Origin of the sequence: Streptomyces sp. NPDC005302 (assembly GCF_040607345.1) — a bacterium.
Lineage (GTDB): Bacteria > Actinomycetota > Actinomycetes > Streptomycetales > Streptomycetaceae > Streptomyces.
On the sequence record NZ_JBEXGN010000013.1, the window covers coordinates 46,928 to 70,431 of the forward strand.

General features: G+C 70.2%; 20 protein-coding genes. 8 read left to right on the forward strand and 12 right to left on the reverse strand.

The features are described from left to right. Positions 1-107 precede the first annotated feature (107 nt). From ABZT74_RS20600 to ABZT74_RS20615, 4 genes are all read right to left on the reverse strand, one after another. Positions 108-854 (reverse strand): phosphotransferase, encoded by a 747-nt coding sequence (locus ABZT74_RS20600; RefSeq protein ID WP_356436779.1) that lies wholly within the window; start codon positions 852-854, stop codon positions 108-110. Positions 855-1,015: 161 nt separating this feature from the next. Further along, positions 1,016-1,411, reverse strand: coding sequence for a VOC family protein (locus tag ABZT74_RS20605; RefSeq protein ID WP_356436782.1), 396 nt, complete (start codon positions 1,409-1,411; stop codon positions 1,016-1,018). Between the two features lie 513 nt (positions 1,412-1,924). Then, positions 1,925-4,333, reverse strand: coding sequence for an FtsX-like permease family protein (locus tag ABZT74_RS20610; RefSeq protein WP_356436785.1), 2,409 nt, complete (start codon positions 4,331-4,333; stop codon positions 1,925-1,927). After that, complete coding sequence (locus ABZT74_RS20615; protein WP_356436788.1) at positions 4,330-5,022, reverse strand: ABC transporter ATP-binding protein; 693 nt, start codon at positions 5,020-5,022, stop codon at positions 4,330-4,332. The genes ABZT74_RS20610 and ABZT74_RS20615 overlap by 4 nt, the downstream gene beginning before the upstream one ends. Before the next feature lie 221 nt (positions 5,023-5,243). Between ABZT74_RS20615 and ABZT74_RS20620 the strand changes: the two genes are divergently transcribed. Next, positions 5,244-6,620 (forward strand): histidine kinase, encoded by a 1,377-nt coding sequence (locus tag ABZT74_RS20620; RefSeq protein ID WP_356436790.1) that lies wholly within the window; start codon positions 5,244-5,246, stop codon positions 6,618-6,620. Further along, positions 6,617-7,303 carry a response regulator transcription factor gene (locus tag ABZT74_RS20625; protein WP_356436793.1) on the forward strand — a complete coding sequence of 229 codons (687 nt, stop codon included), beginning with the start codon at positions 6,617-6,619 and terminating at the stop codon, positions 7,301-7,303. Before ABZT74_RS20620 ends, ABZT74_RS20625 begins: the two co-directional genes overlap by 4 nt. A 66-nt stretch (positions 7,304-7,369) precedes the next feature. Here the strand turns inward: ABZT74_RS20625 and ABZT74_RS20630 are convergent, their stop codons facing one another. Both ABZT74_RS20630 and ABZT74_RS20635 read right to left on the reverse strand, forming a co-directional pair. Beyond that, positions 7,370-7,921: a GNAT family protein gene (locus ABZT74_RS20630; protein WP_356436796.1), complete on the reverse strand. Its 552-nt coding sequence runs from the start codon at positions 7,919-7,921 to the stop codon at positions 7,370-7,372. A 98-nt stretch (positions 7,922-8,019) separates the two neighbouring features. Then, positions 8,020-8,604, reverse strand: a complete 585-nt coding sequence (locus ABZT74_RS20635) for a TetR family transcriptional regulator (RefSeq protein ID WP_356436799.1) — start codon at positions 8,602-8,604, stop codon at positions 8,020-8,022. Between the two features lie 280 nt (positions 8,605-8,884). On the opposite strand from ABZT74_RS20635, the gene ABZT74_RS20640 reads away from it, so the two are divergent. The 5 genes from ABZT74_RS20640 to ABZT74_RS20660 all read left to right on the forward strand — a co-directional run bounded on the left by ABZT74_RS20640 (position 8,885) and on the right by ABZT74_RS20660 (position 14,374). Then, complete coding sequence (locus tag ABZT74_RS20640) at positions 8,885-10,036, forward strand: alkane 1-monooxygenase (protein ID WP_356436802.1); 1,152 nt, start codon at positions 8,885-8,887, stop codon at positions 10,034-10,036. A gap of 197 nt (positions 10,037-10,233) precedes the next feature. Further along, positions 10,234-10,812, forward strand: coding sequence for a DUF2231 domain-containing protein (locus ABZT74_RS20645; RefSeq protein ID WP_356436805.1), 579 nt, complete (start codon positions 10,234-10,236; stop codon positions 10,810-10,812). A gap of 548 nt (positions 10,813-11,360) precedes the next feature. Further along, entirely contained in the window at positions 11,361-12,884 is a 1,524-nt protein-coding gene (locus ABZT74_RS20650; protein ID WP_356436808.1) for a catalase, read from the forward strand. A gap of 195 nt (positions 12,885-13,079) precedes the next feature. Continuing rightward, positions 13,080-13,214 (forward strand): hypothetical protein, encoded by a 135-nt coding sequence (locus tag ABZT74_RS20655; protein ID WP_356436811.1) that lies wholly within the window; start codon positions 13,080-13,082, stop codon positions 13,212-13,214. Positions 13,215-13,309: 95 nt separating this feature from the next. Next, entirely contained in the window at positions 13,310-14,374 is a 1,065-nt protein-coding gene (locus tag ABZT74_RS20660) for a PP2C family protein-serine/threonine phosphatase (protein WP_356436814.1), read from the forward strand. Positions 14,375-14,400: 26 nt separating this feature from the next. On the opposite strand, the gene ABZT74_RS20665 is transcribed toward ABZT74_RS20660, so the two are convergent. From ABZT74_RS20665 to ABZT74_RS20675, 3 genes are all read right to left on the reverse strand, one after another. Continuing rightward, positions 14,401-14,622 carry a hypothetical protein gene (locus ABZT74_RS20665; protein ID WP_356172450.1) on the reverse strand — a complete coding sequence of 74 codons (222 nt, stop codon included), beginning with the start codon at positions 14,620-14,622 and terminating at the stop codon, positions 14,401-14,403. Positions 14,623-14,726: 104 nt separating this feature from the next. Further along, positions 14,727-15,842 carry a HAMP domain-containing sensor histidine kinase gene (locus ABZT74_RS20670; RefSeq protein WP_356436817.1) on the reverse strand — a complete coding sequence of 372 codons (1,116 nt, stop codon included), beginning with the start codon at positions 15,840-15,842 and terminating at the stop codon, positions 14,727-14,729. Further along, positions 15,835-16,530, reverse strand: coding sequence for a response regulator transcription factor (locus ABZT74_RS20675; protein WP_356436820.1), 696 nt, complete (start codon positions 16,528-16,530; stop codon positions 15,835-15,837). Before ABZT74_RS20675 ends, ABZT74_RS20670 begins: the two co-directional genes overlap by 8 nt. Positions 16,531-16,815: 285 nt before the next feature. Here ABZT74_RS20675 and ABZT74_RS20680 point away from each other — a divergent pair, with 285 nt between their 5' ends. Continuing rightward, complete coding sequence (locus tag ABZT74_RS20680) at positions 16,816-17,835, forward strand: endonuclease/exonuclease/phosphatase family protein (protein WP_356437089.1); 1,020 nt, start codon at positions 16,816-16,818, stop codon at positions 17,833-17,835. 150 nt (positions 17,836-17,985) lie between these two features. On the opposite strand, the gene ABZT74_RS20685 is transcribed toward ABZT74_RS20680, so the two are convergent. The 3 genes from ABZT74_RS20685 to ABZT74_RS20695 are packed head-to-tail and all read right to left on the reverse strand — an operon-like array spanning position 17,986 to position 23,460. Next, complete coding sequence (locus tag ABZT74_RS20685; protein WP_356436823.1) at positions 17,986-19,200, reverse strand: SGNH/GDSL hydrolase family protein; 1,215 nt, start codon at positions 19,198-19,200, stop codon at positions 17,986-17,988. Further along, positions 19,197-21,575, reverse strand: a complete 2,379-nt coding sequence (locus ABZT74_RS20690) for a glycoside hydrolase N-terminal domain-containing protein (protein ID WP_356436826.1) — start codon at positions 21,573-21,575, stop codon at positions 19,197-19,199. The genes ABZT74_RS20685 and ABZT74_RS20690 overlap by 4 nt, the downstream gene beginning before the upstream one ends. Before the next feature lie 58 nt (positions 21,576-21,633). Further along, positions 21,634-23,460, reverse strand: a complete 1,827-nt coding sequence (locus tag ABZT74_RS20695) for a CBM35 domain-containing protein (RefSeq protein ID WP_356436829.1) — start codon at positions 23,458-23,460, stop codon at positions 21,634-21,636. Between the last annotated feature and the right edge of the window lie 44 nt (positions 23,461-23,504).

Here is a 23,504-nt window from a genome sequence, read left to right on the forward strand (position 1 = left end):
CCCCCACCCTGGCTTGCTCCCTTCGAGTCATGGAGTCCTCTACGACATCCGCCAGGCGCGTCATCCTCGGCTGCGCCGGCGTCTGCCGGCGACGGCTTCGCGCAGGCTCACATCCGGGATCTCAGCACGTCGACCTCACAGCCCGGCTCGAACGGGTCGAAGCCGTGCTCGATCAACCAGCGAACCGCCAGCAGGCTTCGCAACGACGACCAGGCGTGAATCACATCGAGGTCGACGTCCTTGCCGTAGCCGGCGATGACGTCGTCGAGGTGCTCCTCGTGTCCGAGTGTGAACGTGGCAAGGTCGTACAGGGCGTCGCCCTGGCCCGCCTCGGACCAGTCGATGATGCCGGCGACCTCTCCGTCGTCGACGAAGACGTGCGCGATCTGCAGGTCCCCGTGCGTGAACGCCGGGGTCCAGGGCCGTAGCGCGGCCTCGGCGACCTGGCGGTTGCGGACGACCAGGTCGGCGGGCAGGACGCCGTTCGTCACGAGCACCTCACACTCGTCGTCGAGTTCCGCAGCCAGCTCGACGATGCTCCGGCCGGCCCGGCCGACCCGAGCCGGCAGTGGCGCGTCGTGCAGCTTCCGGATGGCGGCGCCCGCCGCGGCCCACGCCGCTGGCGACCCGGTCGACGGCCCGCCGAGGCGCCCAAGGGTTTCCCCCGGGAGCGCGACGAGCGCGAGCACGGGCGGCTTGTGCCACATGACCTCGGGAGTGGGGACCGGCGCGAGGGACATCGCCTCGATCTCGATGTCGATGCGCGCCCGATCGGCGTCCACCTTCAGGAACACGCCGCCGACGCGCAGGGTCGCACGCTCGGAATGGGCGACTACGACTTCGACCTCGTCCATGGCCGACCAGTATCCCGGGGATGACCGCCGACGTCTCCGGGATTGTCACGTGCGGCGACGCGGCTCACGGCGTCCCGCTACCCGGCGGCCTCGTGCACGGCACCGCCTTCAGACCAGATGAACCCCGCCGCTTGTCCCGGCCACCGTGTCTCGCCGCGGGGTCAGTTATCCAGGATCTGGGCGATCTCCCACACGTTGCCCGCCGGGTCGGCGAACGCCGCCGTGCGCCGACCCCACGGACGGTCCACCGGACCGTTGAGGATCCGCACACCATGCTGTTCGAGCTCGGCAGCGACGGCGTCGGCGTCGGTCACCTCGATGGTGAACAGGGCGCGCGGGTCGTTGCTCGCACCGCCGACGGCCGAGGGGGTGAGGAGTTCAGGGGCCTTGGCCGCGTCCAGCAGGTTGATCATGAGGTTGTCGAACTTCACGACGGCGGAATCCTGGTTCTCGTAGACCACCTCCAAGCCGAACACGTCTGTGTAGAAGGCTTTGGTCGCGGCCAGGTCCTCGGCGAACAGGGTGATGACGTCAAGCTTGCGCAGACCTTTGATCATGTTTCTCTTCCTCTCGCTGTGCGGCTCGGGGTGGCATCGGAACGTCTGTCGGCGTCGTGGCCCGGCAGCGCAGGATTGGCGGCAGCGCAGGACCGGGCCGGGTGCCGGCGCCGCGCGTGACCTACCGAGGGCAGTCTCCGGTGGGTCATGCGAAGACCTTACGGTCCACCACTGACAACCGCGCCGCCGGCAATCGTCCGCGCGCCTCCTGCACGTGCCGGTACAACAGAAGGCGCTGCCGCAGGCCGAACAACACCTGAACTGACCGGCTTTGCAGGGTGGGTGAGGGAATCCCCTTGCCCCCTTCGTGCGACATCCGGCCCCTCACCTCCGCGGGTATCCCCCCGTGCCCCAACTTGCCGCAAAAGGACCCGACTTCAGGCTCTCAACTATTCGGCGGCGCACGGGGCCTGCCGGCGTCGTGCGGTTGAAGCGCGAACATGACCGCTGCCGCGCCCCAGAGAGATGCGGCCCGGTCCGTCCGAGCGCGCGCCGGCGTCGGCCGGCCACCGCTCACTCGGTGCGCAGCGCCGTGGCCGTGCGGATCTTGGACGCCCAGCCCGCCGGGGCCAGCGCGCCCAGCAGGGCCACGAGCGCTCCGGCCAGGCCCAGCAGCGGTAGCTGCGCGGTGCCGTACACATCGAGGACGGACGGCGGCAGACCCGTGCCCGCGGCCTCACCCATGACCGGCAACACGTAACCGTGCAGGGCGAACCCGGCCGGTACTCCGATCAGTCCGCCGACTACGCCGACCACGGTCACCGAGGCGAGGACGAGGCCCACGGTCTGGCGCGGGGACATGCCGAGTGCCTTGCACACGCCCAGGTCGTGGGCGCGTTCGCGGGTGTCGAGGACGACGGAGTTGAGTACTCCGAGCCCCGCCACGGAGACGAGCATCAAGGTGAGCAGCGCGGCCATGGCCTCCAGTACGAGGATCATGTTCTCCCCCTGCGGGGTGGAGTTGGCGAGGACGTGGCCGCCGAACGGCTCGACCACCTCGTCGAGTTCGCGGGCATAGGTGCTCGGGGAGACTCCCGGATCGACCTCGATGTGGAAGACCTCGGGCCTGGCCGTGGTGAAGCTGTCCAGGTCGGCGTGGATCCGCATACCGTCGTCGGAGGTGTCGAAGGCTTCGCCGACGATCCGCAGGCGCTCTGTCTCCTTCCCGAAGGTCACGCTCACGCTGTCGCCGATCCTGGTGTCGGTCGTCTCCAGGAAGTGCGTGGGCACCACGACCTGACCTCGGCCGGTGATCCAGTGGCCGGCGATCATCTCGTAGCTGCCGGGGCGTGAATCGCCCTGGTAGAGGCTGGCCCGTACGGTGCCGGAGACGCCGGACACGGTGGCGTCCCCCTGTGCCATGCCGTAGTACGAGGCGGTGCCCGGCTGCGCCGCGATGGCGGTACGCAGGCGCTTCGGGTCCGCCGACGGCTGCTTCTGGCCCGGTCCCGCTGCCGCGGGTTTTCCCTCGGGGCCGGCGGAGGAATGCTCCTGGCCCGGTCCGCCGCCCGAGGAGGTCACGCCGCTGATGGCGCTGACGTCGGCGCGTTCCTCGGGATCCTGCGCGCCGGCCACCGCGTCGAGGGACTGCGTCAGCCCCACCGCGAAGGTCGCGGCCGCCGTTCCGAAGGTCACCGCGAGGACCATCGCGATCGAGCGCACGGGGTGGGCGAAGGGGCTCGCCAGGCCGTAGGTCACCGGTCGCGGAAGCGGCAGCCGGCCTGCGGCCCGGTGCGCCCACTGCCCGCGTGCGGTGCGCGGCGCCCTGCCGACGGCGATGGCTTCGACGGTACGCAGCTTCCCGGCCCGCAGTGCGGGCACCAGAGCGGCGACGGCGACCACGAGGAGCGCGGCGGCCGGTACGGCGACGTCCACCCACCAGGCCACCGAGAGGGACACGGTGCCGTACACGGACTCGGTGTCCTCCAGCAGCGGCACGGCCAGCAGGTTGCCCAGGACGACTCCCAGCGCGATGCCCGCTCCGGCCGGGATCAACGCCTGGGCCACGTAGGCCCGTACGACCTCCCGCAGGGTGAAGCCGATGGCCTTGAGGATGCCGATGCGGCGCAGGCCGGTGCCGACGGCGCCGCTGATCACACTGCCCACGATGATCACCGACATCACGATGCCGAGGACGCCGAACGCGATCAGGAACGGGATGGTGGCCGCCGCGCCCTGATCGGCGGCGCGTTTGGTGTCCAGCCAGGACCGGGTGCCGACCAGCGCCTCGGAGGGCACGGCCGCGGCGAGCTTCTTACGGTCGCCGGTGATCTGCGACTTCGTGGCTGCGGAGTCGAAGCGGTACAGCATCTGCGTCGTGAGGCGGCTCTCTCCGGTCGCCAGCGATGTCACCTGGGACGGGGTCGCCCACAGGTCGGCGCTCCCGCCGACCGACAGGGCGAAGCCGACGACGGTCAGGGTCTGGCCCTTGGCGCCATCCGAACTGATCAGCGTGGAGCCGGGTTTGAGGAATTCGCCGGCGAACGAGGCGGACAGCACGATCTCTCCGGGCTTTCGCGCCCAGCGGCCCGACTTGAGTTCCAGTGCGTCGACGTCGCTCGTGGGGCCGGGCCGTCCGACCAGGGTCAGCGAGGGCAGGTGCCCTCCGTGGCCGTCCACCGGGCTGATCGAGGTGGCCGGGAAGGGTCCGGCGCTCGCCGTGACCCCGTCGACCCGGCCGGTGGCCCGCAGTTGTGCGGCGTTCACCCGGGCCGGGTCGAAGTCCGCGGTGAGGTGTGCGCCGTGCTGCTGAGCGAAGGCACGGTCGAAGGGGGCGTTCGTTGCGACGATGAGGGAACCGGCGACCACGGCCGACGCGACCGCCATCATCGTGGCCACGGCGATGACCAGTGTCTGCACGCGTCGTCTGCCGACCCCGGAGCGCACGACCCGTCCCAGGGGGCCGCTGCCGAGCCGGATCATCGGACGGCCTGCGCGCGCGTGTCGGCGGCGATGAGGCCGTCCACGAGATGGATGGTGCGCTGTGCGCAGGCCCGTGCCAGTTCCAGGTCGTGCGTGACCAGGACGACGGTCTGCCCGCCGCGGTGCAGATCCACGAGCAGTTCCCGTACTTCCTGTCCGGACGCGGTGTCCAGTGCGCCGGTCGGCTCGTCGGCGAGCAGCAGAGCGGGGTTGTTCACCAAGGCCCGTGCCACCGCGACGCGTTGGCGTTCACCGCCGGAGAGCCGGCCCGGGTAGGCGCGGGCGTGCTTGTGGATGCCCAGCACCTCCATCAGTTCCCCGGCGCGGGTTGCCACGGTCCGGCGGGCGGTGCCGGCCAGCTGGGCGGGGAGCTGGATGTTGTCGGCGACGGTGAGGTCGTCGAGGAGGTTGAAGAACTGGAAGACCATGCCGATCCGTTCGCGGCGGAACCGTGCCAGTGCGTGCTCGCTGAGCCGGTCGATGCGTTGCCCGGCGACGGTCACGGTGCCTTCGCTCGGCCGGTCGAGTCCGGCGACGAGGTTGAGCAGGGTGGACTTGCCGCTGCCGGAGGGGCCCGTCACGGCCAGGGCCTCGCCCTGGGCCACGGCGAGGTCGAGCGGTCCGAGCGCCGCTGCGCCGGCGCCGCCGTACCGCTTGGCGACGCCCTGCAGTTCGATCACCTGAGTCATGTGTGTGTCCGTCCTTCGTGGTCGGGAAGCCGCTGTGCTGTGCGGGCCCGGTGAACGTACGGGCGGCCGTCGGCCTGGCGCGTCGACCGCGGCACCGACTTCGGGCCCTCCCCGCGGAGGACCCTGCGGGGAGGTCATCCCGGAGGAGTACTCCTGGCGGACAGGGGAGTTGGCCGTGCGGGTGGACGCGGATACGTGTCCTCGGGCCACACAATGTGCGCATGATGACGGAGGACCCCCGCGGACGGCCGCGTGCGGCACGGTGGGCGGGCGCATGGCGGGAGCGCGTCGGCGATGTGCTGCGACCGTCGGCGTGGTGGGCGCATGTCCGCGACGCGATGCGGCCGGAGGGCGTGCCGGTACCGCTGTCGCGGCGGGCGATGTGGGTGGACGCGACCTTGGCGGTCGTGCTGACCGTCGTCGCGCTGATCGTGGCGGCACGCTATCCCGGTGACGGGCCTGTCCGGATCAGTTCCAAGGTCGTCTCTGCGGGCCCGGGCGCCGCGCCGTACCCGCCCGCCGTTCTCGGCCCGGAGGTCCTGTACGAACCGGAGCCGTCCGTGCCCTGGGTGCTGGTCGCGCTGTCGGCGCTGCCGCTCGTGGCCCGGCGCAGATATCCGCTGCTCGCGTTCACGGTGGTGGCCTTCGCCACCCTGGCGATAGGTGACAGCGTCTCCTGGATCAATGTGCTGACGTGCAGTATCGGCGTGTACGGGGCCGTCGCGTTCAGCCGGTACCGGGTGCGGGCGATGGCCGTCCTGGTCGTCACCGCGGTGCTGGCGGGTGTCGCCTTCCGGGAGTCGGACCCCGTGCTCCCCGGCTGGTCGAGTCCCGCGGTCGTGCTCCTGGTCGTCGGGGTGCTGGCCAGCTTCGTCCGTCTGGGGCGCCTGCGGCTCGAGGCCAGCCGGAAACGCTTCACGGACCTGGAACAGGCTCAGGAGACGTCCATGCGCCGGGCCGTCGAGGAGGAGCGCGCCCGCATAGCCGCCGAACTGCACGACGTCGTCACCCACAATGTGAGCGTGATGGTCATTCAGGCGGGGGCGGCGCGCAAGGTGATGGACGCGGCTCCCGAGCGGTCCAAGACGGCACTGCTGGCGGTGGAGGCCGGTGGCCGCGCCGCCATGGCCGAACTCCGCCATGTGATGGGCCTGTTGGCGGGCCCGGACACCGGCACGGCCGGCAGCCCCGCCGACGGTCTGGAGCCGCAGCCCGGCCTCGGACAGCTCGACGCCCTCGCCGAACGCGTGCGGGCCGCCGGGACACCCGTGGCCCTGACGGTGTCGCTGCCTCCCGGGCCGCTGCCGCCGGGGGTGGAACTGACGGCCTACCGCGTCGTCCAGGAGGCGCTCACCAACACGATCAAGCACGCTGCGGGCGCCAGTGCGACGGTGGCGGTCGGCTTCGCCGGCTCGTGGCTGGAGATCGAGGTGAGCGATACCGGAGCGGTCCGGAACTCGCCCGCGGTGGACGGCAACGGCCGCGGCCTGATCGGGCTGCGTGAGCGGCTCGCGCTCTATGGCGGCGAGCTCGCCGCGGGGCCCACTCTCACCGGCGGGTACCGGGTCACGGCCCGGATCCCGTGGGAGGCGGTGTGAAGTCGCCCGCGCTGCGTGCCGTCATCGCGGACGACCAGGCCCTGGTGCGTACGGGATTCGGGATGATCCTCGCGGCCGACGGCATCGAGGTGACGGCCGAGGCTGCGGACGGGGCCGAGGCGGTCGACGCCGTCAGGCGCACCCGGCCCGACGTCGTCCTGATGGACATCCGGATGCCGCGGATGGACGGCATCGAGGCCACCCGGCGCATCCTCGCCGGCACACCCGACGGCACGTACGGAACCCGGGTCATCATCCTCACCACGTACGACCTCGACCACTACGTCTACGCGGCGCTCACCGCCGGAGCGAGCGGCTTCCTGCTCAAGGACGTCACTCCCGAGCATCTCGTCGCCGCCGTGCGGCTGGTGCGCTCCGGCGACGCGCTGCTCGCACCGACGATCACCCGCCGGCTGATCGAACGGTTCGCGCACCGCCAGGAGTCCCCGCAGACCGGCCTGCGCCTCGACCTGTCCGGACTGACCCCGCGGGAAATGGAGGTGCTGCGCCTGCTGGCGACCGGCCTCAGCAACGCCGAACTCGCGGACCGCCTGTTCCTGAGCCCGACCACGGTCAAGACCCACGTAGGCCGGATCCTGTCCAAGCTCGATCTGAGAGACCGCGTGCAAGCCGTCGTCCTCGCTTACGAGAGCGGTCTGATCTCCCCGCAGGACCCACGCTGACAGCGGCCGGCCCGGTGCCCCTCGCCGGAGCGGAGCGCACCCACCTGGGTGGGAGGGCGGCCGGGACTATCCTGCCGGCGTCCCCTGGTCCGCGGCCGCTGCGTTCAACCTGCGTTCCCAGAACACTTCGTCGCGCCAGGCGCCGTCGGCGTAGAAGTGCTCGTGGGCGATGCCCCAGGAACGGAAGCCGTGCTTGCGGAGGATCGCCTGGGAGGCGAGGTTGTCGAGTTGGGTGTGCGCTTCCAGGCGGTGCAGATTCAGCTCGTCCTCGGCGACCCGCAAAGCCAGGCCCACGGCCCGACTTGTGTGTCCGAGCCCTTGGTGACGGGAGGAGATCCAGTAGCCGAGGAAGCCCTTCTGGAACGGGCCGCGCAGGATGGAGCTGATGGTGACCTGCCCGATGACCGCCCCGTCCGACACCACGGCACCTGGCCAGGTGAGTCCCTTGCCGTGGGACTCCAGAAGTGACGCGATGACTGTGGCCTGCCCGTCGGGCGTGTAGAACTCCTCGGGCCTCGCGGGCATCCAGCGCGCGTACGCCTGCCTGTCCCGTCGGTGCGCCTCGGCCAGGGCGGGGCCGTCGGAGGGGCCGATCAAACGGACGCATGTCGATGTCACGATGCTCTGCTGCCTTGTCAGTTGCGTGGTCGGTCGGTTGCGGGGAGGTCGTGCACGGGTCGCGCTCGATGATCGGGCCGATGATCCGGCCGATCCGCTCAGTGTGGGCCCGCGACTGTTCCGAGCAGCGCGGATCCTGCCCTCGCCACCTGCTTCGCGGCTTCGCGCGGGTCGTGTGACGGCAGGAGCATGTGGCTGAGGGTGAGTCGCACGACGATGTCCGCGGCGTCGTCGCGCCGCTGCTCGACGGTCCGGGGCAGGACGTCGGCCAGCCAGGCGGCGACCAGTTGCCGGCCTCCGGAGAAGACCGGTTCGGGACGGCTCGTCAAGAAGGGCAGCAGGGCGTCGGTGCCGCCTCGCGCGGCGGTGATCACAGCGCGTATGAAGGGATTGCGCGCCGCTTCGGCCAGAGCGTGTCCGACTCCCGCTTCCAGAGCCGCGCCGACATCGTCCCGGTGGGCGGTGAGAACGATCGCGACCTCCGTCAGGAAGCGATCCGCCTCGCGATGCACCAGGGCTTGGCCTATGCCCGCGCGATTTCCGAATTCGGCGTAGATCGAGGGCCTCGACACACCTGCCCGCTGGGCGAGGTCGGCGACCCGGACACGGTCCCATCCGTGGTGGGAGGCGAGCGTCCAGGCTTCCTCGAGTACCTGCTCGCGCATCTGTCTGCGCCAGGCCACCCGAGGAGGGTCCGGCCTCTCCTCCGGTGAGACCGACCGCTTTTCGAGGAGGCGACGGTTGAGGGACATGTGGTCAGTGTGCGGCACGCGCACCCCTCGACGGCCGGTCTCGTGAAGAAGTCTCCCACCCCGACAACACCTGACGGTTCGTCAGAACATTGACACAGCGCCGCCTTTGTCAGCGAGAAGAGACGCTGGCACGCTCGAGGTCCCCCCAAGCGCGCTTTCGCCGGATCCCGGGCGGGGCCGGCGAAAGCGCGCACTCGACGGAGGAGCTGACGTGTCGTACCAGGACGCCGGAGATCTCCACTGGCGCGACCCCAAACGCCACCTGTGGCTGCTGGCACTCGCTGTCCCCACCCTTCCCCTGCAGGCGGGCGCCCTCGTCCAGGCGACGGGACTGCGCCTGTTCTGGTGGTGGGGCCCGGTCTTCGCCTTCGCCGTCATCCCGCTGGCCGAACGGCTCACGGGGTCGGACGGCGCGAACCCTCCGGAGGCCGCCACAAAGCGACTGGAGGAGGACCGCTACTACCGCTGGTGCACCTACCTGTATCTGCCCCTGCAGTTCGGCGCGCTGGTCTGGGCCTGCGGGCAGTGGACGGCCGCCGGGATGTCGGTGACCGACGGACTCGGCCTGGCGGCCACCACCGGAGTGGTCGCGGGCGTGGCCATCAACACCGCGCACGAACTGGGCCATAAGCGGGTGCAGTTGGAGCGTCGGCTCAGTCGCATGGCACTGGCCCAGAGCTGCTACGGACACTTCTACGTCGAGCACAACCACGGACACCACATCCGGGTGGCGACTCCGGAGGACCCGGCGAGCTCCCGCTTCGGAGAGAGCTTCTGGCACTTCCTGCCCCGAAGCGTGCTGGGCGGCCTACGGTCCGCGTGGACGCTGGAGGCGAGCCGTCTGCAGCGGCGTGGCCGCCGTACGTGGAGTCCGCACAACGACATACTCACCGCCTGGGCCCTGTCCGTCGCGCTCTTCGGCACGCTGGCCCTCACGTTCGGCTGGACGGTGCTCCCCTACCTCCTGCTGCAAGCAGTCCTTGGCTTCTCTCTGCTGGAGACCGTCAACTACCTGGAGCACTACGGTCTGCTGCGCCGACGACGCCCGGACGGACGCTACGAACGGGTCGCGCCACGGCACAGCTGGAACAGCAACACCACCATCAGCAACCTGCTCCTCTTCCAGCTCCAGCGCCACTCCGACCACCACGCGAACCCACTGCGCCGCTATCAGACACTCCGCCACTTCGACGAAGCTCCCCAACTGCCCGCCGGCTACGCCACGATGATCGTGCTCGCCTGGCTGACGCCCCTGTGGCGACGCGTCATGGACCCCCGGCTCGTCGCCCACTACGGAGGCGACATCGAACTGGCCCACCTGCACCCGCCGTCTCCCGGACGGGCCGACCGCAGCCGCGCGTGAATCCGGCCGCGGAGCCGGCCGGCTCCGCGGCCGAACCGCGCTCTCGCTCGGCATGTGTCGTGACGGGCGGCCCGCGCCTCTCGCCGGTCGGCCGCCGACAGTCGTCGGGGGCGCCGCCGCAGCAGCCGTGAATGGAGCGTTCGGGGCAGTCCGGGCCGTAGGCGGGACGGGAGCGCGAGGACGGGTACGCGTTCTTCATGGACACACACGCAGCTCCCCTGCCCGACGCCGGAAGCGCCTTCACCCAGGGCGGTCCGTCGGCCGCCTGGCTGTCGACCGTGGCGCGTATCGAACGGTCCTCCGTAGCCGATCCGGCGATTCGCGCCCTTCAGCGAGCAGTCCGCTCCCTTCCCCTGGGCGAGGCGCGCGACCTGCTGCGCGGCAGGCCCCTGGGGCATCCCGTGCATCCCGTTCTGGTGCAGGTGCCGATCGGCTGCTGGTTGTCGGCCGCCGTGCTGGACGTCGTACCGGTCGGCCGGAGCGCGCCCACCGTCCTTACCGCTGCGGGTCTGGTCGGAATCGCCCCGGCGGCCCTTGCCGGCTGGGTCGACTGGGCGGACCTCCCGCCCGAGCAGGCACGGGTGGGGCTGGCCCACGCGGTCGCGAACGTGGCCGCGGTCGCCTTCTACGCCGCGTCCCTCTCCGCGCGGCTGCGCGGCCGTTCCGCGAAGGGCAAGCTGTGGGCGCTGGGCGGTCTCGGGGCGGTCGCCGTCAGTGGCGCCCTGGGCGGGCACGTGGCGTACCGGCGTGCCGTCGGCGGGTACCCGGCCGCATAGCGAAGCGGCTCTCTCGGATGAGACCGCATGGGACCTGGGCGGTGCCGGCCGCCCGGCGTCGTCGGGCGACTCTTCGCCTGGCGGCCGTCGGTCATCGCCGTTCACTACGTGTTACGGCGCCGGGCGCCACCCGTATGGCGGCGGGCGGGACGAACTGTCACGACGGTGCCGCCCTGCTCGTCGGGTTTCCGCTCCACCTGTCCGATCGAGCGTGCCGCGTCTGAGGCGAGGCCGGGAGACGCCCGGCTTCCGGTGGCACGGCTGTTCCTCGTGCCCCTGGCCTGCGAGGCCGGAGGCCGGGTGAGCGCTGGCGGAGCACGGCCGCCCGGGAGAGGCTGCGAGGTGGCACTTTCGACCCGTTCATGAGCGTTTTACGACGTCGATCGCGGGTTACTCGTGCCTCGCTGTCAAAGATGGGGCGGCAGATGCGCGGCCGTGCGGTCGCGCACATGCGGCCCCAGGCGGTGATGTCCCGAGTTCTGAGCCATACAGGTCCACGGCCCGGGCCTACGGTCCGTACCCGCACGCGCCACGAAGGGGAATCGAGAATGACCGACACCACACCCAAGCCGACGACCACAGACGCGGGCATCCCGGTGGAGAGCGACGAGCACTCGCTCACCGTCGGTCCGGGCGGACCCATCCTGCTGCAGGACTCGTACCTGATCGAGCAGATGGCCCAGTTCAACCGGGAGCGCATCCCCGAGCGTCAGCCGCACGCGAAGGGCAGCGGCGCGTTCGGCCGCTTCGAGGTGACCTCGGACGTCAGTGCCTACACCAAGGCCGCCGTCTTCCAGCCCGGCACCACCACCGAGCTGGTCACCCGGTTCTCCACCGTGGCCGGCGAGCGGGGCAGCCCGGACACCTGGCGCGACCCGCGCGGTTTCGCGGTGAAGTTCTACACCAGCGAGGGCAACTACGACATGGTGGGCAACAACACCCCCGTGTTCTTCGTGAAGGACCCGATGAAGTTCCAGCACTTCATCCGGTCCCAGAAGCGCCGCGCGGACAACAACCTGCGCGACCACGACATGCAGTGGGACTTCTGGACCCTCTCCCCCGAGTCCGCCCACCAGGTCACCTGGCTGATGGGCGACCGAGGCATCCCGCGCAGCTGGCGGCACATGAACGGCTACACCTCGCACACCTACATGTGGATCAACGCGCAGGGCGAGCGTTTCTGGGTGAAGTACCACTTCAAGACCGACCAGGGCATCGAGACGTTCACCCAGCACGAGGGCGACCAGATGGCCGCGGCCGACACCGATTACCACACCCGGGACCTCTTCGAGCACATCCGTGACGGCGAGTACCCGAGCTGGACGCTGCACGTCCAGGTCATGCCGTACGAGGATGCCGTCGACTACCGTTTCAACCCGTTCGACCTGACCAAGGTGTGGCCGCACGGCGACTACCCGCTGATCGAGGTGGGTCGGATGACGCTGGACCGCAACCCCACCGACAACCACGCCGAGATCGAGCAGGCGGCCTTCCAGCCGAACAACCTCGTCCCGGGCATCGGCCCGAGCCCCGACCGCATGCTGCTGGCGCGGCTCTTCTCCTACGCGGACGCCCACCGCTACCGCATCGGGGCCAACTACCAGCAGCTGCCGGTCAACGCCCCCGTCAACCCGGTGCACACGTACTCCAAGGACGGGGCGATGGCGTACCGGAAGACCAGCGACCCCGTCTACGCGCCGAACTCGAAGGGCGGCCCGGCGGCCGACACGGCCCGGTTCGGCAATCCGCCGAGCTGGCACGCCGACGGCGACATCACCCGTGCCGCCTACGTATCGCATGCCGAGGACGACGACTGGGGCCAGGCCGGCACCATGGTGCGCGAGGTCCTGGACGACGCGGCGCGGGCCCGGCTCGTGGACAACGTCGTGGGCCACCTGCTCAACGGTGTCACCGAGCCGGTGCTGCGACGGGCGTTCGAGTACTGGTCCAACATCGACAAGTCGATCGGTGAGCGCATCGAGCAGGGCGTGCGCGACAAGGCCGGCGAGATGGACCCCAAGGCCTCCGAGCAGGGCAACCCCGCGCGTCGGAGCATGCAGGGCAAGGCCTGACCCTGAACCCGAGCAGGACCGGGACTCGGATTCCTGCGTACGCACGTCGCCAACGCCTTCGTCACCGGTCGCCCGACCGGTGGCGAAGGCGTTTGCCTTCGGGGGTCGCGTCAAGGGCCACGAAGGTGCGCACCCGACATGCCACGTAGTGGAGCAATGGCCACTCCACCGTGACGGGCAGGCAAGGATGACCTCGTGTCCAATCTGCCCCAGGAGCTCAGCGTCGAGGTGCGGGCCTGCGAGCTGCCCGGCAGGTCACCCGCGGTCTTGATCCTCACGCAAGAGGTCTGTCGCTTCGACGGCTCGTGCGCGGGTGAGGGCCTCGGGTGAACGTCCCCGGTCACTCCTCCGACGAACAGTACGAGCCCCTCCCCGGGTTGAACGGTAGTCAGGTACTTCCGGAACTACCCGCCTGGGTGCGCTGGATGCCGTTGGCGTACGTGGCCGCCATCCTGGCGATCGAACCCATGACTCCCGCGGAGTGGCCCGTCAGCTTCGCCCTCATCGCTCTTCCGCTCGTGGCTGCCTTCGGGCACGGGTTCGTCGCGGTCGCGGTCATCACCGTGCTGGCGATCGCGTTCGAGGGAGTTCTCGCCGGCACCCCGTGCTGCGCGGGCCGTGACGTCGGCTACCTGTGGGACCGTCACTACGTCGCCGCCTACCTGTGTACCGCTCTGGTCGGCACCCTGGGGACCGTCCTGGCCCTGCACCGCACTCGACGCGAACGCACCCTCGCCGACGTGCGTTTTGTGGCCGAGATCGCGCAACGCGTCCTGCTCGGGCCGGTGCCCCGTCAGATCGGACGTGTCCACGTAGAGAGCTTCTACCTTTCCGCCGCCGCCGAGGCACGCATCGGCGGTGACCTCTACGGCGCGGTCGCCACGGAGTACGGCGTGCGCCTGGTGATCGGCGACGTACGAGGCAAGGGGCTGACCGCGGTGGAGACCGCTGCCGCGCTCCTCGGTGCGTTCCGCGAAGCCGCCCATGACGAACCCGATCTGGCGGCCCTGACAGGACGAGTGGAGACCAGCATCGCGCGACGCGCGGCTCAGCTCGCGGGAAGCGACATGGATGAACGGTTCGTCACCGCCGTCTTTGCCGAGATCGAGCCGGACGGCCGCGTTCTGCGCCTCGTCAACTGCGGGCATCCGCCGCCTCTGATCATCCGCGGCGGCGAAGTCAGAGAGCTGGAAGCCCGCAGGACCGCACCTCCCCTCAACCTCGGCGTACTGGTCGACGAGCCGTACCACGTCGAGGAACACAGTTTCCTCCCCGGTGACCAGTTGCTGCTCTACACCGACGGAGTGACCGAGACCCGCGATGCGGCCGGCGACTTCTACCCGCTCGTCGAGCGGGTCCGCTCCTGGGGCACCCTGCCGCCCCAACAGCTCCTCGCACGTCTGCACCGCGATCTCGTCGCCTATAGCGGCAACCAACTGCACGACGACACCGCTGCCCTCGCGGCCGGCCTTGCTGCGGAAGACGCCTGACCGGCCTCAGTCGGCACCTTGGGTGGCTACGCCTTGACCGGGCCGCTACCCGCCTCCTTCACGATGCGATCGCCGACCGTGATCGACTTCCACAGCCTCCGGTCGATGCGCACCTTGGCGACCTGGCCGTCGGGGCGCCTCACCTTGACGAAGTGGTACATGTTCGCGCCGTCGAGCATCCCCCGCGACTTGTCCTCCACGATGCCTTCCCAGGCATCGTCCGGTCCTGGTTTGTGAGATCGGAACATGCCGCAAGCCTACGGACGGGGATCAGTCATCGCGCAGAGTCAAGAGTCACCAACACCGCAGTACGGATGTCACACGGAGAAGGAGGGCGATCCACCGGAGCCCGTCACTTCCACCCGTCGGTCCCTGCTCCGATCGCCGGAAGTTCCACGGTGATGTGGAGCCCTCCGGCGGTACGGGGGGTCAGGGTGAGGGTTCCGTCGTGTGCGTGGGTGATGGTGTCGACGATGGCCAGGCCGAGGCCGACGCCCGCGTGATCGACGTGGGTCCGCTCGGTGCCGCGCTGGAACGGTTCCGTGAGTGTCGAGACCAGTCGCGGAGTGAGCTTCTCACCGGTGTTCTCCACGGTGAGCGTGACGGTCTTGGGGCGGACACGCGTGTTGACCCACACGGTGCCCTGTCCGGGCAGGTTGTGGACGATCGCGTTGTGCACGAGGTTCATGGTCAGTTGCAGCAGGAGCGCCTGCGATCCGGTCGTGGGAGTGATCTCTCCGGTGGTCTCGATCGTGACGCCGTGCTTCTCCGCGAGAGGGAGGAGTGTTTCGGTGGCTTCCTCCGCCATGAGCGACAGGTCGACGTCTTCTCGGGTGAAGGACCGCTGGTTGGCCCGGCTGAGCAGGAGCAGAGCCTCGGTGAGATCGATCGCCCGGGTGTTGACGGCGGAGAGGCGGTCGATGAGCTCGCCGGTGTCGCGGTCCGGATCGGTGCGGGCCACTTCGAGCAGCGCCTTCGAGGTCGCGAGCGGAGTCCGCAACTCGTGCGACGCGTTGGCCGCGAACCTTCTCTGTTCGCCGACGTGCGCTTCGAGTCGCTCCAGCATGCCGTCGAAGACGTCGGCGAGTTCGCGGAACTCGTCCTTGCGGCCCGGTAGTCGGAGCCGGTGGGAGAGCGTTCCGTTCGCGGCGGTGCGTGTGGCATTGGTGATACGGGTCAGCGGGGCGAGCATCCGGCCGGCGAGAAGCCACCCTCCCACCAGGCCGAGCACCAGGAGAAACGCCAGTACCGCGGCTGCCCTCGGCGCGAAGACATGGAGGAGGCTGGACCGGATGGGAAAGACACCGTGGGTGGGGGTGCCGCGGGGGACGATGAGCGCACGCTCGGGCACGTAGCGCAGCAGGAACACCCACACCGCCGCGAGCAGCAGGACACCGGCGACCATGAGGAATCCGGCATAGCTGAGGGTCAGTTTGAGGCGAACGCTCAGCCCGGGCGGCCTATCCACGGGCCCCTCCTGCGCGCCCTGTGTGGGGCGCCGGGTCGATGCGGTAGCCGACGCCGGCCACGGTGGCGATGATCCAGGGTTCGCCCAGGCGTTTGCGTAGTGCGGACACGGTGATCCGCACGGCGTTGGTGAAGGGGTCCGCGTTCTCGTCCCACGCGCGCTGCAGGAGCTCTTCGGCACTGACGACGCCGCCCTCGGCCGCGGCGAGGACTTCCAGCACGGCGAACTGCTTCCTGGTCAGCGCGACGTAGCGGCCGTCGCGGTGGACCTCACGGCGGAACGGGTCCAGCCGCAGCCCGGCGATCTCCCGCACGGGAGGCCTGTTGTGTGCGCGTCTTCGGTCGAGCGCTCTGAGCCTGAGCACCAGCTCCTGGAGCTCGAAGGGTTTCGTGAGGTAGTCGTCGGCGCCGAGGCCGAACCCGGTGGCCTTGTCGTCGAGCCGGTCGGCCGCGGTGAGCATGAGGATCGGCATGCCGCTTCCGGAGGCGACGATGTGCTGGGCGATCTCGTCACCGGATGGGCCGGGGATGTCGCGGTCGAGGACGGCGATGTCGTAGGCGGTGATGTTCAGCAGTTGCAGTGCGGTGTCGCCGTCACCCGCAGTGTCGGCCGCGATCGCTTCCAGGCGGAGGGCGTCGCGGATGGCTTCCGCCATGTAGGGCTCGTCCTCGACGATCAGCACACGCATGCCGTCGATGCTACGAGTCGTCGCATATCGGCGACGTATCGAAAAGCACGTACGTTCCGGCAACATCACCCCGCGTTGACTGGCCGTAGGCGTCGGACCGGTGACGGACCCGGCGAGGCGTATGCATGCCGACCCCACACGAGACCCGAGGACGCGGCAGTGACCGGCAGTGAGCAGGAACAGACGGTGACCCAGGTGGATCCAGCGGAGGCCGGGCAGGGCGGCACCGGGCGTCGCAGGAAGGGGTCCGGTGGCAGTCCTCTGAACATCCGCCGGGGTACCGGCATCGGCGTCTGGCGAGCGTGCGTCCGCCGGACGGCGCACGCCGTCTCCAGGCCGGACCCTTGGAAACGCGGCCTGGTCCTCACTGTGCTGACGTTGCTGCTGGGCCTTTTCATGCTGCTGCACGCGAGGATCCCGAACCGGATCGGGAACCTCGGCAGCCTGGTGGACACCCTCCTGCCGTGGTTCGGCGTGTTCATCCCCGTTCTGCTGGCCGCGGCGCTGTGGCGCCGGTCCGCCTCGGCGGTCGCCGCGCTGCTGCTGCCCGTCCTGGTGTGGCTGAACCTCTTCGGCGGGCTGCTCGGCGACAAGTCCCACCCGGGAGGCGACCTCACGGTGGCCGAGCACAACGTCGGCGCCGGCAATCCGGACCCGGCCGGCACCGCCCGCGCACTGGCGGCCTCCGGGGCGGACGTGCTCGCCCTGGTCGAGCTGACCGAGATGGCCCGGGGCACGTACGAGAAGGAGCTGGGGAAGACCTACAGGTACCACGCGGTGCGGGGCACGGTCGGACTGTGGAGCAAGTGGCCCCTGTCGGACACCCGGCAGGTCGACATCAAGACGGACTACGGGCCGCTCGCGGCGACCAAGCCGGCCGACGTCAGATCGGCCTACGCCCGGGCTCTGCGCAGCACGGTTGCGACGGACCGGGGTCCGCTGGCGGTGTATGTGGCCCACCTGGGATCCGCACGCGTGAATCCCCGGGTGGGTTTTTGGACGGACACGCGGGACCGAAACGCGCAGGCGCTCGGGCAGGCCGTCTCCACCGAGCGAAACGAACGGGTCGTTCTGCTCGGAGACCTGAACGGCACGACGGAGGACCGCGCGTTCGACGGCATCACGTCGCGGATGCGCTCGGCCCAGGACGTGGCCGGGGACGGCTTCGGCTTCAGCTGGCCGGCGACGTTCCCGATGGTGCGGATCGACCAGATCATGGTCCGCGGGGTGACGCCGGAGAGCTCGTGGGTGCTGCCGGCCACCCGAAGCGACCACCTGCCGGTGGCGGCCCGCATCAGTTGGTGAACACGCGCAGGGGCCGGCGTTCACCGGCTGCGGTGGACGCCTGTCCTCGTCGACACGGTGCGGGTCGGGGGCCGCCTCGCCCATGCCGGACCGTCCCAGAGGCGATCTGCCCCTTTGCTGTTCAGGGCCCACGGGGACGGTCCGAAGGGGTCACGGACCCGAACGGCACTCCAAGTCCTTGGGGTTCACCGCGTCGGCCATGGCCTGCATGCCCTTGTCGTTCGGGTGCAGATGGTCGCCGTTGTCGAAGAACGGCAGGACGCGCTCGGGGTCGTACGGACTGCGCAGCGCCTTGTCGAAGTCGGTCACCGCGTCGAACTCGCCACTGTCGCGGACGAACGCGTTCACGGTCTGCCGGACGGTCTCGGCGGCGGGGTCCCACTCCGACCAGCCCTTGAACGGCCCGATGGTCGCTCCGACGACACATGTGCCTGCCGCGTGCGCGCGTTCGATGATCTGCCGGTATCCGGTGATCATGTCCTGTGCCGTCACACCGGTGTGCGCCTTGATGTCGTTGACGCCCTCGAAGAGGAACACGGTGCGTACGCCGGGGTGGGACAGCACGTCCTGGTCCAGGCGGTTCAGGGCGCTCCGGCCGGCGCCGTCGGCCAGGACCTTGTTCCCGGATATCCCCTCGTTCGCCACTCCGCGCACGGTGGTGGCGGTGGAGGTCCGCAGGCGTCGGGCGAGATCGTCGGGCCAGCGGCGGTTGAGGTCGGTGCTGGACTGCCAGCCGTCCGTGATGGAGTCCCCGAGGGCGACCACGGTTCCCGTGGTGGAGGGCGCGCGCACGGTCACGGCATCGAGGTAGAACCACGAGCCGGTGGTTCCGGCCCAGTTCGCGGCGCTCTCCTCGCCCGTGTGGTCGCCTTCCGTGGTGTACGAGGTCTGCATGGCCATGCCGTGACCGGTGGCCGGACCTGCCGCGTCGGGGCTGTGCAGGCTGACGACCAGGTTGCTCTCCGCCGCGACCTTGCCGGGGAGCGGGTCGCTGTACACCGTCGCTCCGGCCGGGACGGTGACCGCCCGCGTCCCGGCGAACGTCAGTCTCCGGTTGCTGGCGCGGACGAGCCCGGCGCCGGAGGACTGCAGTCCCGCGTAGACGCTGTCGAAGGTGACGGGGCGGTCCCCCAAGGCGTTCGAGACGCGCACCCGGAGGTTGTCGCCGCCGACACTCGTGTGGACGACGAGCCGGTAGCCGCGGTCTGCAACGCCGTCGCCGACCCGGTCGGCCGCTGCTGCCCAGGTGACGACATCGTGCGTGCCGTTCGCCGCCTCGGCCGTCGCGGACAGCGGCTGCACCACCGTTGCGGTTCCCAGGACGGCGGCCAGGACGGCCAGCCGCGCCCGCGCTGCGGCCCTCATCGGCTGAAGTCCTTGAGCGTGACGGTCTCGCCCTGTTCGAGCGTCACCGTCCTGGACGTCCCGTCGAAGACCACCGCGGTGGTACGGCCGCCTGTGCTGGTCACGCGCAGGCGGGTGGGGCGGCCCTGTCGCCAGGCCAGGTCCACGACGAATCCGCCGCGTACCGGGACGCCCTCGACGGACCCGGAGGCGGCCCATGCCGACGGCAGCGCCGGAAGGAGTTCCAGGTGTCCGGGGCGGGAGTACAGCAGCATCTCGATCATGGCCGCGGGGGTACCGAAGTTCGCGTCGATCTGGAAGATCCCGCGTCCCGGCCCTGCCTCGTAGATGTCGAACAGGTTGAACGCGGTGCCGTTCGCGCCGCCGACGGAGGGGCGCAGGTTGGTGGCGATGAGACGGTACGCCTTGTCGGCGTTCTTCAGCCGGGCCCAGCACAGTGCGCGCCAGGCGTTGGCCCAGCCGAAGCTGTCCATGCCGCGCGCGGTGAGGAGTGCGGTCGCGCCGGCCACGATGTCCTTGGGGGTGGAGCCGTCGGGGCGGATCCGGTCGCCGGGGAAGAGGCCGACGAGCGGGGAGAGATGGCGGTGGGTGGTCTCGCCGAGGTTCTCGGGGGACATCCACTCCTCGAGCCAGCCGGTCGTGGGGCTGACCTGGGGCAGGTGGAGGCGGTCGCGCAGTGCGCCGATCCTGCGCGCGTGGGCGGAGTCGCGGCCCAACACCGCTGCTGCTTGCGCGTAGTTGCCGAACAGGGCCCACACCAGTTCCTGCGCGTAGGTGATGCCCCGGGCGTCCAGGGGGCCGTGCTCGGGCGACCAGTCGCTGTCGGCGATCAGGACCTCGCGGCCGGTGCCGGGCTCGGTCGTGGTGATCAGCCGGGCCTCCCAGAACTCGCAGGCGCCCTTGAGCAGCGGGTGGATTTTGGCGAGGTACTCCCGCGACCGCGTGTACTCGTAGTGCTCGAACAGGCTGTTGGCGAGCCAGGCGTTGCCGGCGGGGTGCCACCACCAGCCGTTGCCGCCATGGGGGTTGGTGGAGACCGCGATCGTCCAGCCCGCGGTCTTCCCGGTGGAGTTGCGGTACCGGTTGCGCGGGTCGCCGAAGAGGCGCTGTGTCAGTTCGGTCCAGGACGGCAACTGGGCGAGGCAGTAGTCGGCGAAGGCGTCGAAGCACTGCGACAGACCGGCCCGGTCGGCCATCCAGTAGTTCATCTGGAGGTTGATGTCGGTGTGGTAGTCGCCCATCCAGTCGGGGTCGTTGCCGTCGAGCCACAGGCCCTGCAGTCCCATGGGTAGGCTGCCGCGCGAGCCGGAGATCATCAGGTAGCGGCTGTACTGGAGGTAGGCGGCCTCCAGTTCGGGGTCCGGCAGGTCGCTCTCGTACCGGGAACGCAGCCGCGACCAGGTGTCGAGGGAGCGCTGTCCGGTGCTCGACTCCCCCAGGGAGAGCTTCAGTTGCCGGAACAGGGGCTGGTAGTCGGCGACATGGGTGTGCAGGAGCGTGGGAGCCGAGTGTCGTGCGGCGGAGGCGGCCTTGGCGCGGGCGAGCCGCTGCGGGTCCAGTGACGGATCGCGGTAGTGGTGGGCGGCGTCGGGTGCGTAGTTGGTGCCGCCGCTGAGGACGACCGTGAGGTCGGTGCAGCCGGCGAACTCGATGTTCGGGCCGCTGACCCGGACCCGGCCACCGTTGCCGTACGCCTTGATGGCCGCGCCGTAGCGCAGGCCGTTGGGGAACGAGGCGCCGAACGACTCGGCGTCCGTGAGTTTCTCGCCGTGGCTGCCTGCGAGGGTGATGGTCCCGGTGTAGCGGCCCGCACCGCTGCGGGTGAAGTGGAGGACGATCGCGTCGTCCGGGCGGCTGGCGAAGAGCTGACGCCGGTAGGTGACGCCGGCGTGCACGTAGGAGGTGGTGACGACGCCCTGGTCGAGGTCGAGGGTGCGGCGGTAGCCGGTGACGCCCGAGAGGTCGTGGTCGGGGATGTCCACGGTGAGCCGGGCGAGGAGGGTCATGGAGCCGAAGTCGGCGCGTCCGTAGGGGAACTGGCCGTCGGCGTCGAGGGTGTCGTTGAGGCCGCCGGTCCACAGGGTGGCGTCGGTCACGAGGAGCAGCTCGCGGCCCGGGTCGTTGCTCGCGAGGGCACCGAGGCGGCCGTTGCCGACCGGCAGGCCCTGTTCGATCATGGAGTGTTCATCGCCGGGGGCCTGCCACCACAGCTGGTCGGCGACGTTACCGTCGGCCCGTGGGGTGTCGGCGGTGGGACGGATCGGCGCGGCGGAGGCGGTGAAGGCGGGCAGGCCTCCGAGTGCCGCGGTGAGACCGGCGGTCGCGGCCAGGGACAGCGCCGTTCTCCTGCTGGGGTGGTCCGGACGTGCGTTCATGGCGGCTCCAGAAGTCGGTCCGGTGGCCCGGCCCGGCGGGCCGGGCCACCGGGTGGTGTCAGGAGGACTTCGGTACGTCGATCCGGTCGATGTCGGGGGCGTAGCCCGTGCCGCTGTCGAAGGTGACGGTGTTGACCCCGGCCTTGAGCGTCACCGGGACGTAGACGCTGTTCACCGTGGACCAGTCACCGGTGGCAGGGAACTTGTGGCCGGTGGCGCCGCCGCCGTTCGCGGAGACGAGGGCGGAGCGGGCGTCGCCGCTGATGTAGGAGACCTTGAGCTGGTACTGGCCCGCCTTGGGTACGACCACGTCGGCGAAGGTCAACTTGCCTCCCTGGTAGAGGTTTCCGACCTTCTTGGCGCCGGAGCACGCGCCGCAGTCGGCGATGGAGGCGTTGCCGGCGAGGGTGTTGCCGCTTGCTTCGGCCTCGACGCCCGTCCAGGCGAGGGAGCGGCCGTTCGGGGTGACGGTGAAGAGCCGGGAGCCGTGGGCGGGCAGCGCCTCGGTGACGCGGTCGGTGCGCGTGCCGAGGTTCTCGCGGTTCCAGAGGTCGCGGACCTTCGCCTTGCCGGTGAAACCGAGGGTGGAGAAGTCGGCGCTCACGGAGGCGGGACGGTCGGCGAGGTTGAACAGGGCCACGGTGTAGGTGCCGTCGTGGTTCTTGGCGGCCCACACCTGCTGCGGGTCGGAGGGAGTCACCGGCGCGGCGGGCGGGTTGGGTCCCTGGTCGACGGCGAGGACCTCGGGGTTGGTCAGCAGGGAGACGCCGTAGGAGTCGAGCTTGGTCAGGTCGTCGCCGGTGTACAGCGGGGACTTGGCGATGGACCACAGGGTGGCGTAGGTCTGCCGCTCGGCCTTGGACAGACCGTCCATCTCGCCGTTGCCGACATCGAGGGAGTCGAGGTCGTTCCAGCCGCCCGGGCCGGCGTGCCGGGTCCAGGCCGGGGTGTCGTCGAAGCGGTCGTCGACGGAGTTCTCCCAGCTCACCAACGTGTTGCAGTAGCACTCGACGTCGGTGTCGACGCGCCAGCCGTTGGAGTACTTCTTCCAGTCGGCGGCGTGGCCGATGTCCAGCGACCAGGATATTTCCAGGTGGATCGGGCGGCCGGCGGTGGCAATGGCCTGGTGCCAGGCGGCGACATCGGCAACGTTGTCGTAGTTGTCGCCGCTCTTGAAGGAGCCGGGACCGACGCCGTCGAGCTTGAGGAAGTCGTAGCCCCAGTCGGCGAACATCTGCGCCTGGGAGTCGATGTACTTCTGGGCGCACGGATCGGCGAAGTCCAGCTTGTACGCGCTGTCCCAGCCGTTGGTGGTCCGCAGGTCGCTGTAGACGATGTCGGCGGTGGTGCAGCCAGGGGCGTTCCAGACCGGCGCCTTGCCGTCGTCGTACGCCTCCTTCTCCAGCCCGACCGGAAGGTAGATGCCCGCCTTCAGTCCCTTGGCGTGGATGTGGTCGGCGACGGCCTTCATGCCCCGCGGGAAGCGGCCGGGGTCGGCCTTCTGCCGCGCGTACTGGTCGAACTCGGGCTTCCAGGCGTTGTCCCGCCACCAGCCGGCGTCGATGTTGACGTGGTCGTATCCGTACTTCTTCAGCTTGACGGCGAGGGCGTCCGTCTGTTTGAGGACGTTGGCCTCGGTCAGCCAGCTGTAGTCGCCGTCGGTGTTGAGGCCGGGGTACTTGGAGGACTGCATACTCCAGCTCGACCAGCCCATGTAGGGCTTGGCCGCGAGCGGGTCGGTGCTGGTGCCGGGGGTGGTCGTGCCGGGGGCGGTGGGTGCCGCCTCGGCGGTGGTGGCGACGCCGATGGTGCCCGCGCAGAGGGCGAGGGCGGCCAGGGTTCTCAGGACGCGTCGGGGCGTGGCGGAGTACGAGGGTGACCGCATGGGTCGGGCCTCCTGGGTTCTTGGTGGGGGGTGGTGCGGGGCGG

Bases quoted from the DNA above. Each gene is read 5' to 3' on its own strand.
- ABZT74_RS20600 (WP_356436779.1), bottom strand. From the start codon at position 854: ATGGACGAGGTCGAAGTCGTAGTCGCCCATTCCGAGCGTGCGACCCTG.
- ABZT74_RS20605 (WP_356436782.1), bottom strand. From the start codon at position 1,411: ATGATCAAAGGTCTGCGCAAGCTTGACGTCATCACCCTGTTCGCCGAG.
- ABZT74_RS20610 (WP_356436785.1), bottom strand. From the start codon at position 4,333: ATGATCCGGCTCGGCAGCGGCCCCCTGGGACGGGTCGTGCGCTCCGGG.
- ABZT74_RS20615 (WP_356436788.1), bottom strand. From the start codon at position 5,022: ATGACTCAGGTGATCGAACTGCAGGGCGTCGCCAAGCGGTACGGCGGC.
- ABZT74_RS20620 (WP_356436790.1), top strand. From the start codon at position 5,244: ATGATGACGGAGGACCCCCGCGGACGGCCGCGTGCGGCACGGTGGGCG.
- ABZT74_RS20645 (WP_356436805.1), top strand. From the start codon at position 10,234: ATGGACACACACGCAGCTCCCCTGCCCGACGCCGGAAGCGCCTTCACC.
- ABZT74_RS20650 (WP_356436808.1), top strand. From the start codon at position 11,361: ATGACCGACACCACACCCAAGCCGACGACCACAGACGCGGGCATCCCG.
- ABZT74_RS20660 (WP_356436814.1), top strand. From the start codon at position 13,310: ATGCCGTTGGCGTACGTGGCCGCCATCCTGGCGATCGAACCCATGACT.
- ABZT74_RS20665 (WP_356172450.1), bottom strand. From the start codon at position 14,622: ATGTTCCGATCTCACAAACCAGGACCGGACGATGCCTGGGAAGGCATC.
- ABZT74_RS20675 (WP_356436820.1), bottom strand. From the start codon at position 16,530: ATGCGTGTGCTGATCGTCGAGGACGAGCCCTACATGGCGGAAGCCATC.
- ABZT74_RS20685 (WP_356436823.1), bottom strand. From the start codon at position 19,200: ATGAGGGCCGCAGCGCGGGCGCGGCTGGCCGTCCTGGCCGCCGTCCTG.
- ABZT74_RS20690 (WP_356436826.1), bottom strand. From the start codon at position 21,575: ATGAACGCACGTCCGGACCACCCCAGCAGGAGAACGGCGCTGTCCCTG.
- ABZT74_RS20695 (WP_356436829.1), bottom strand. From the start codon at position 23,460: ATGCGGTCACCCTCGTACTCCGCCACGCCCCGACGCGTCCTGAGAACC.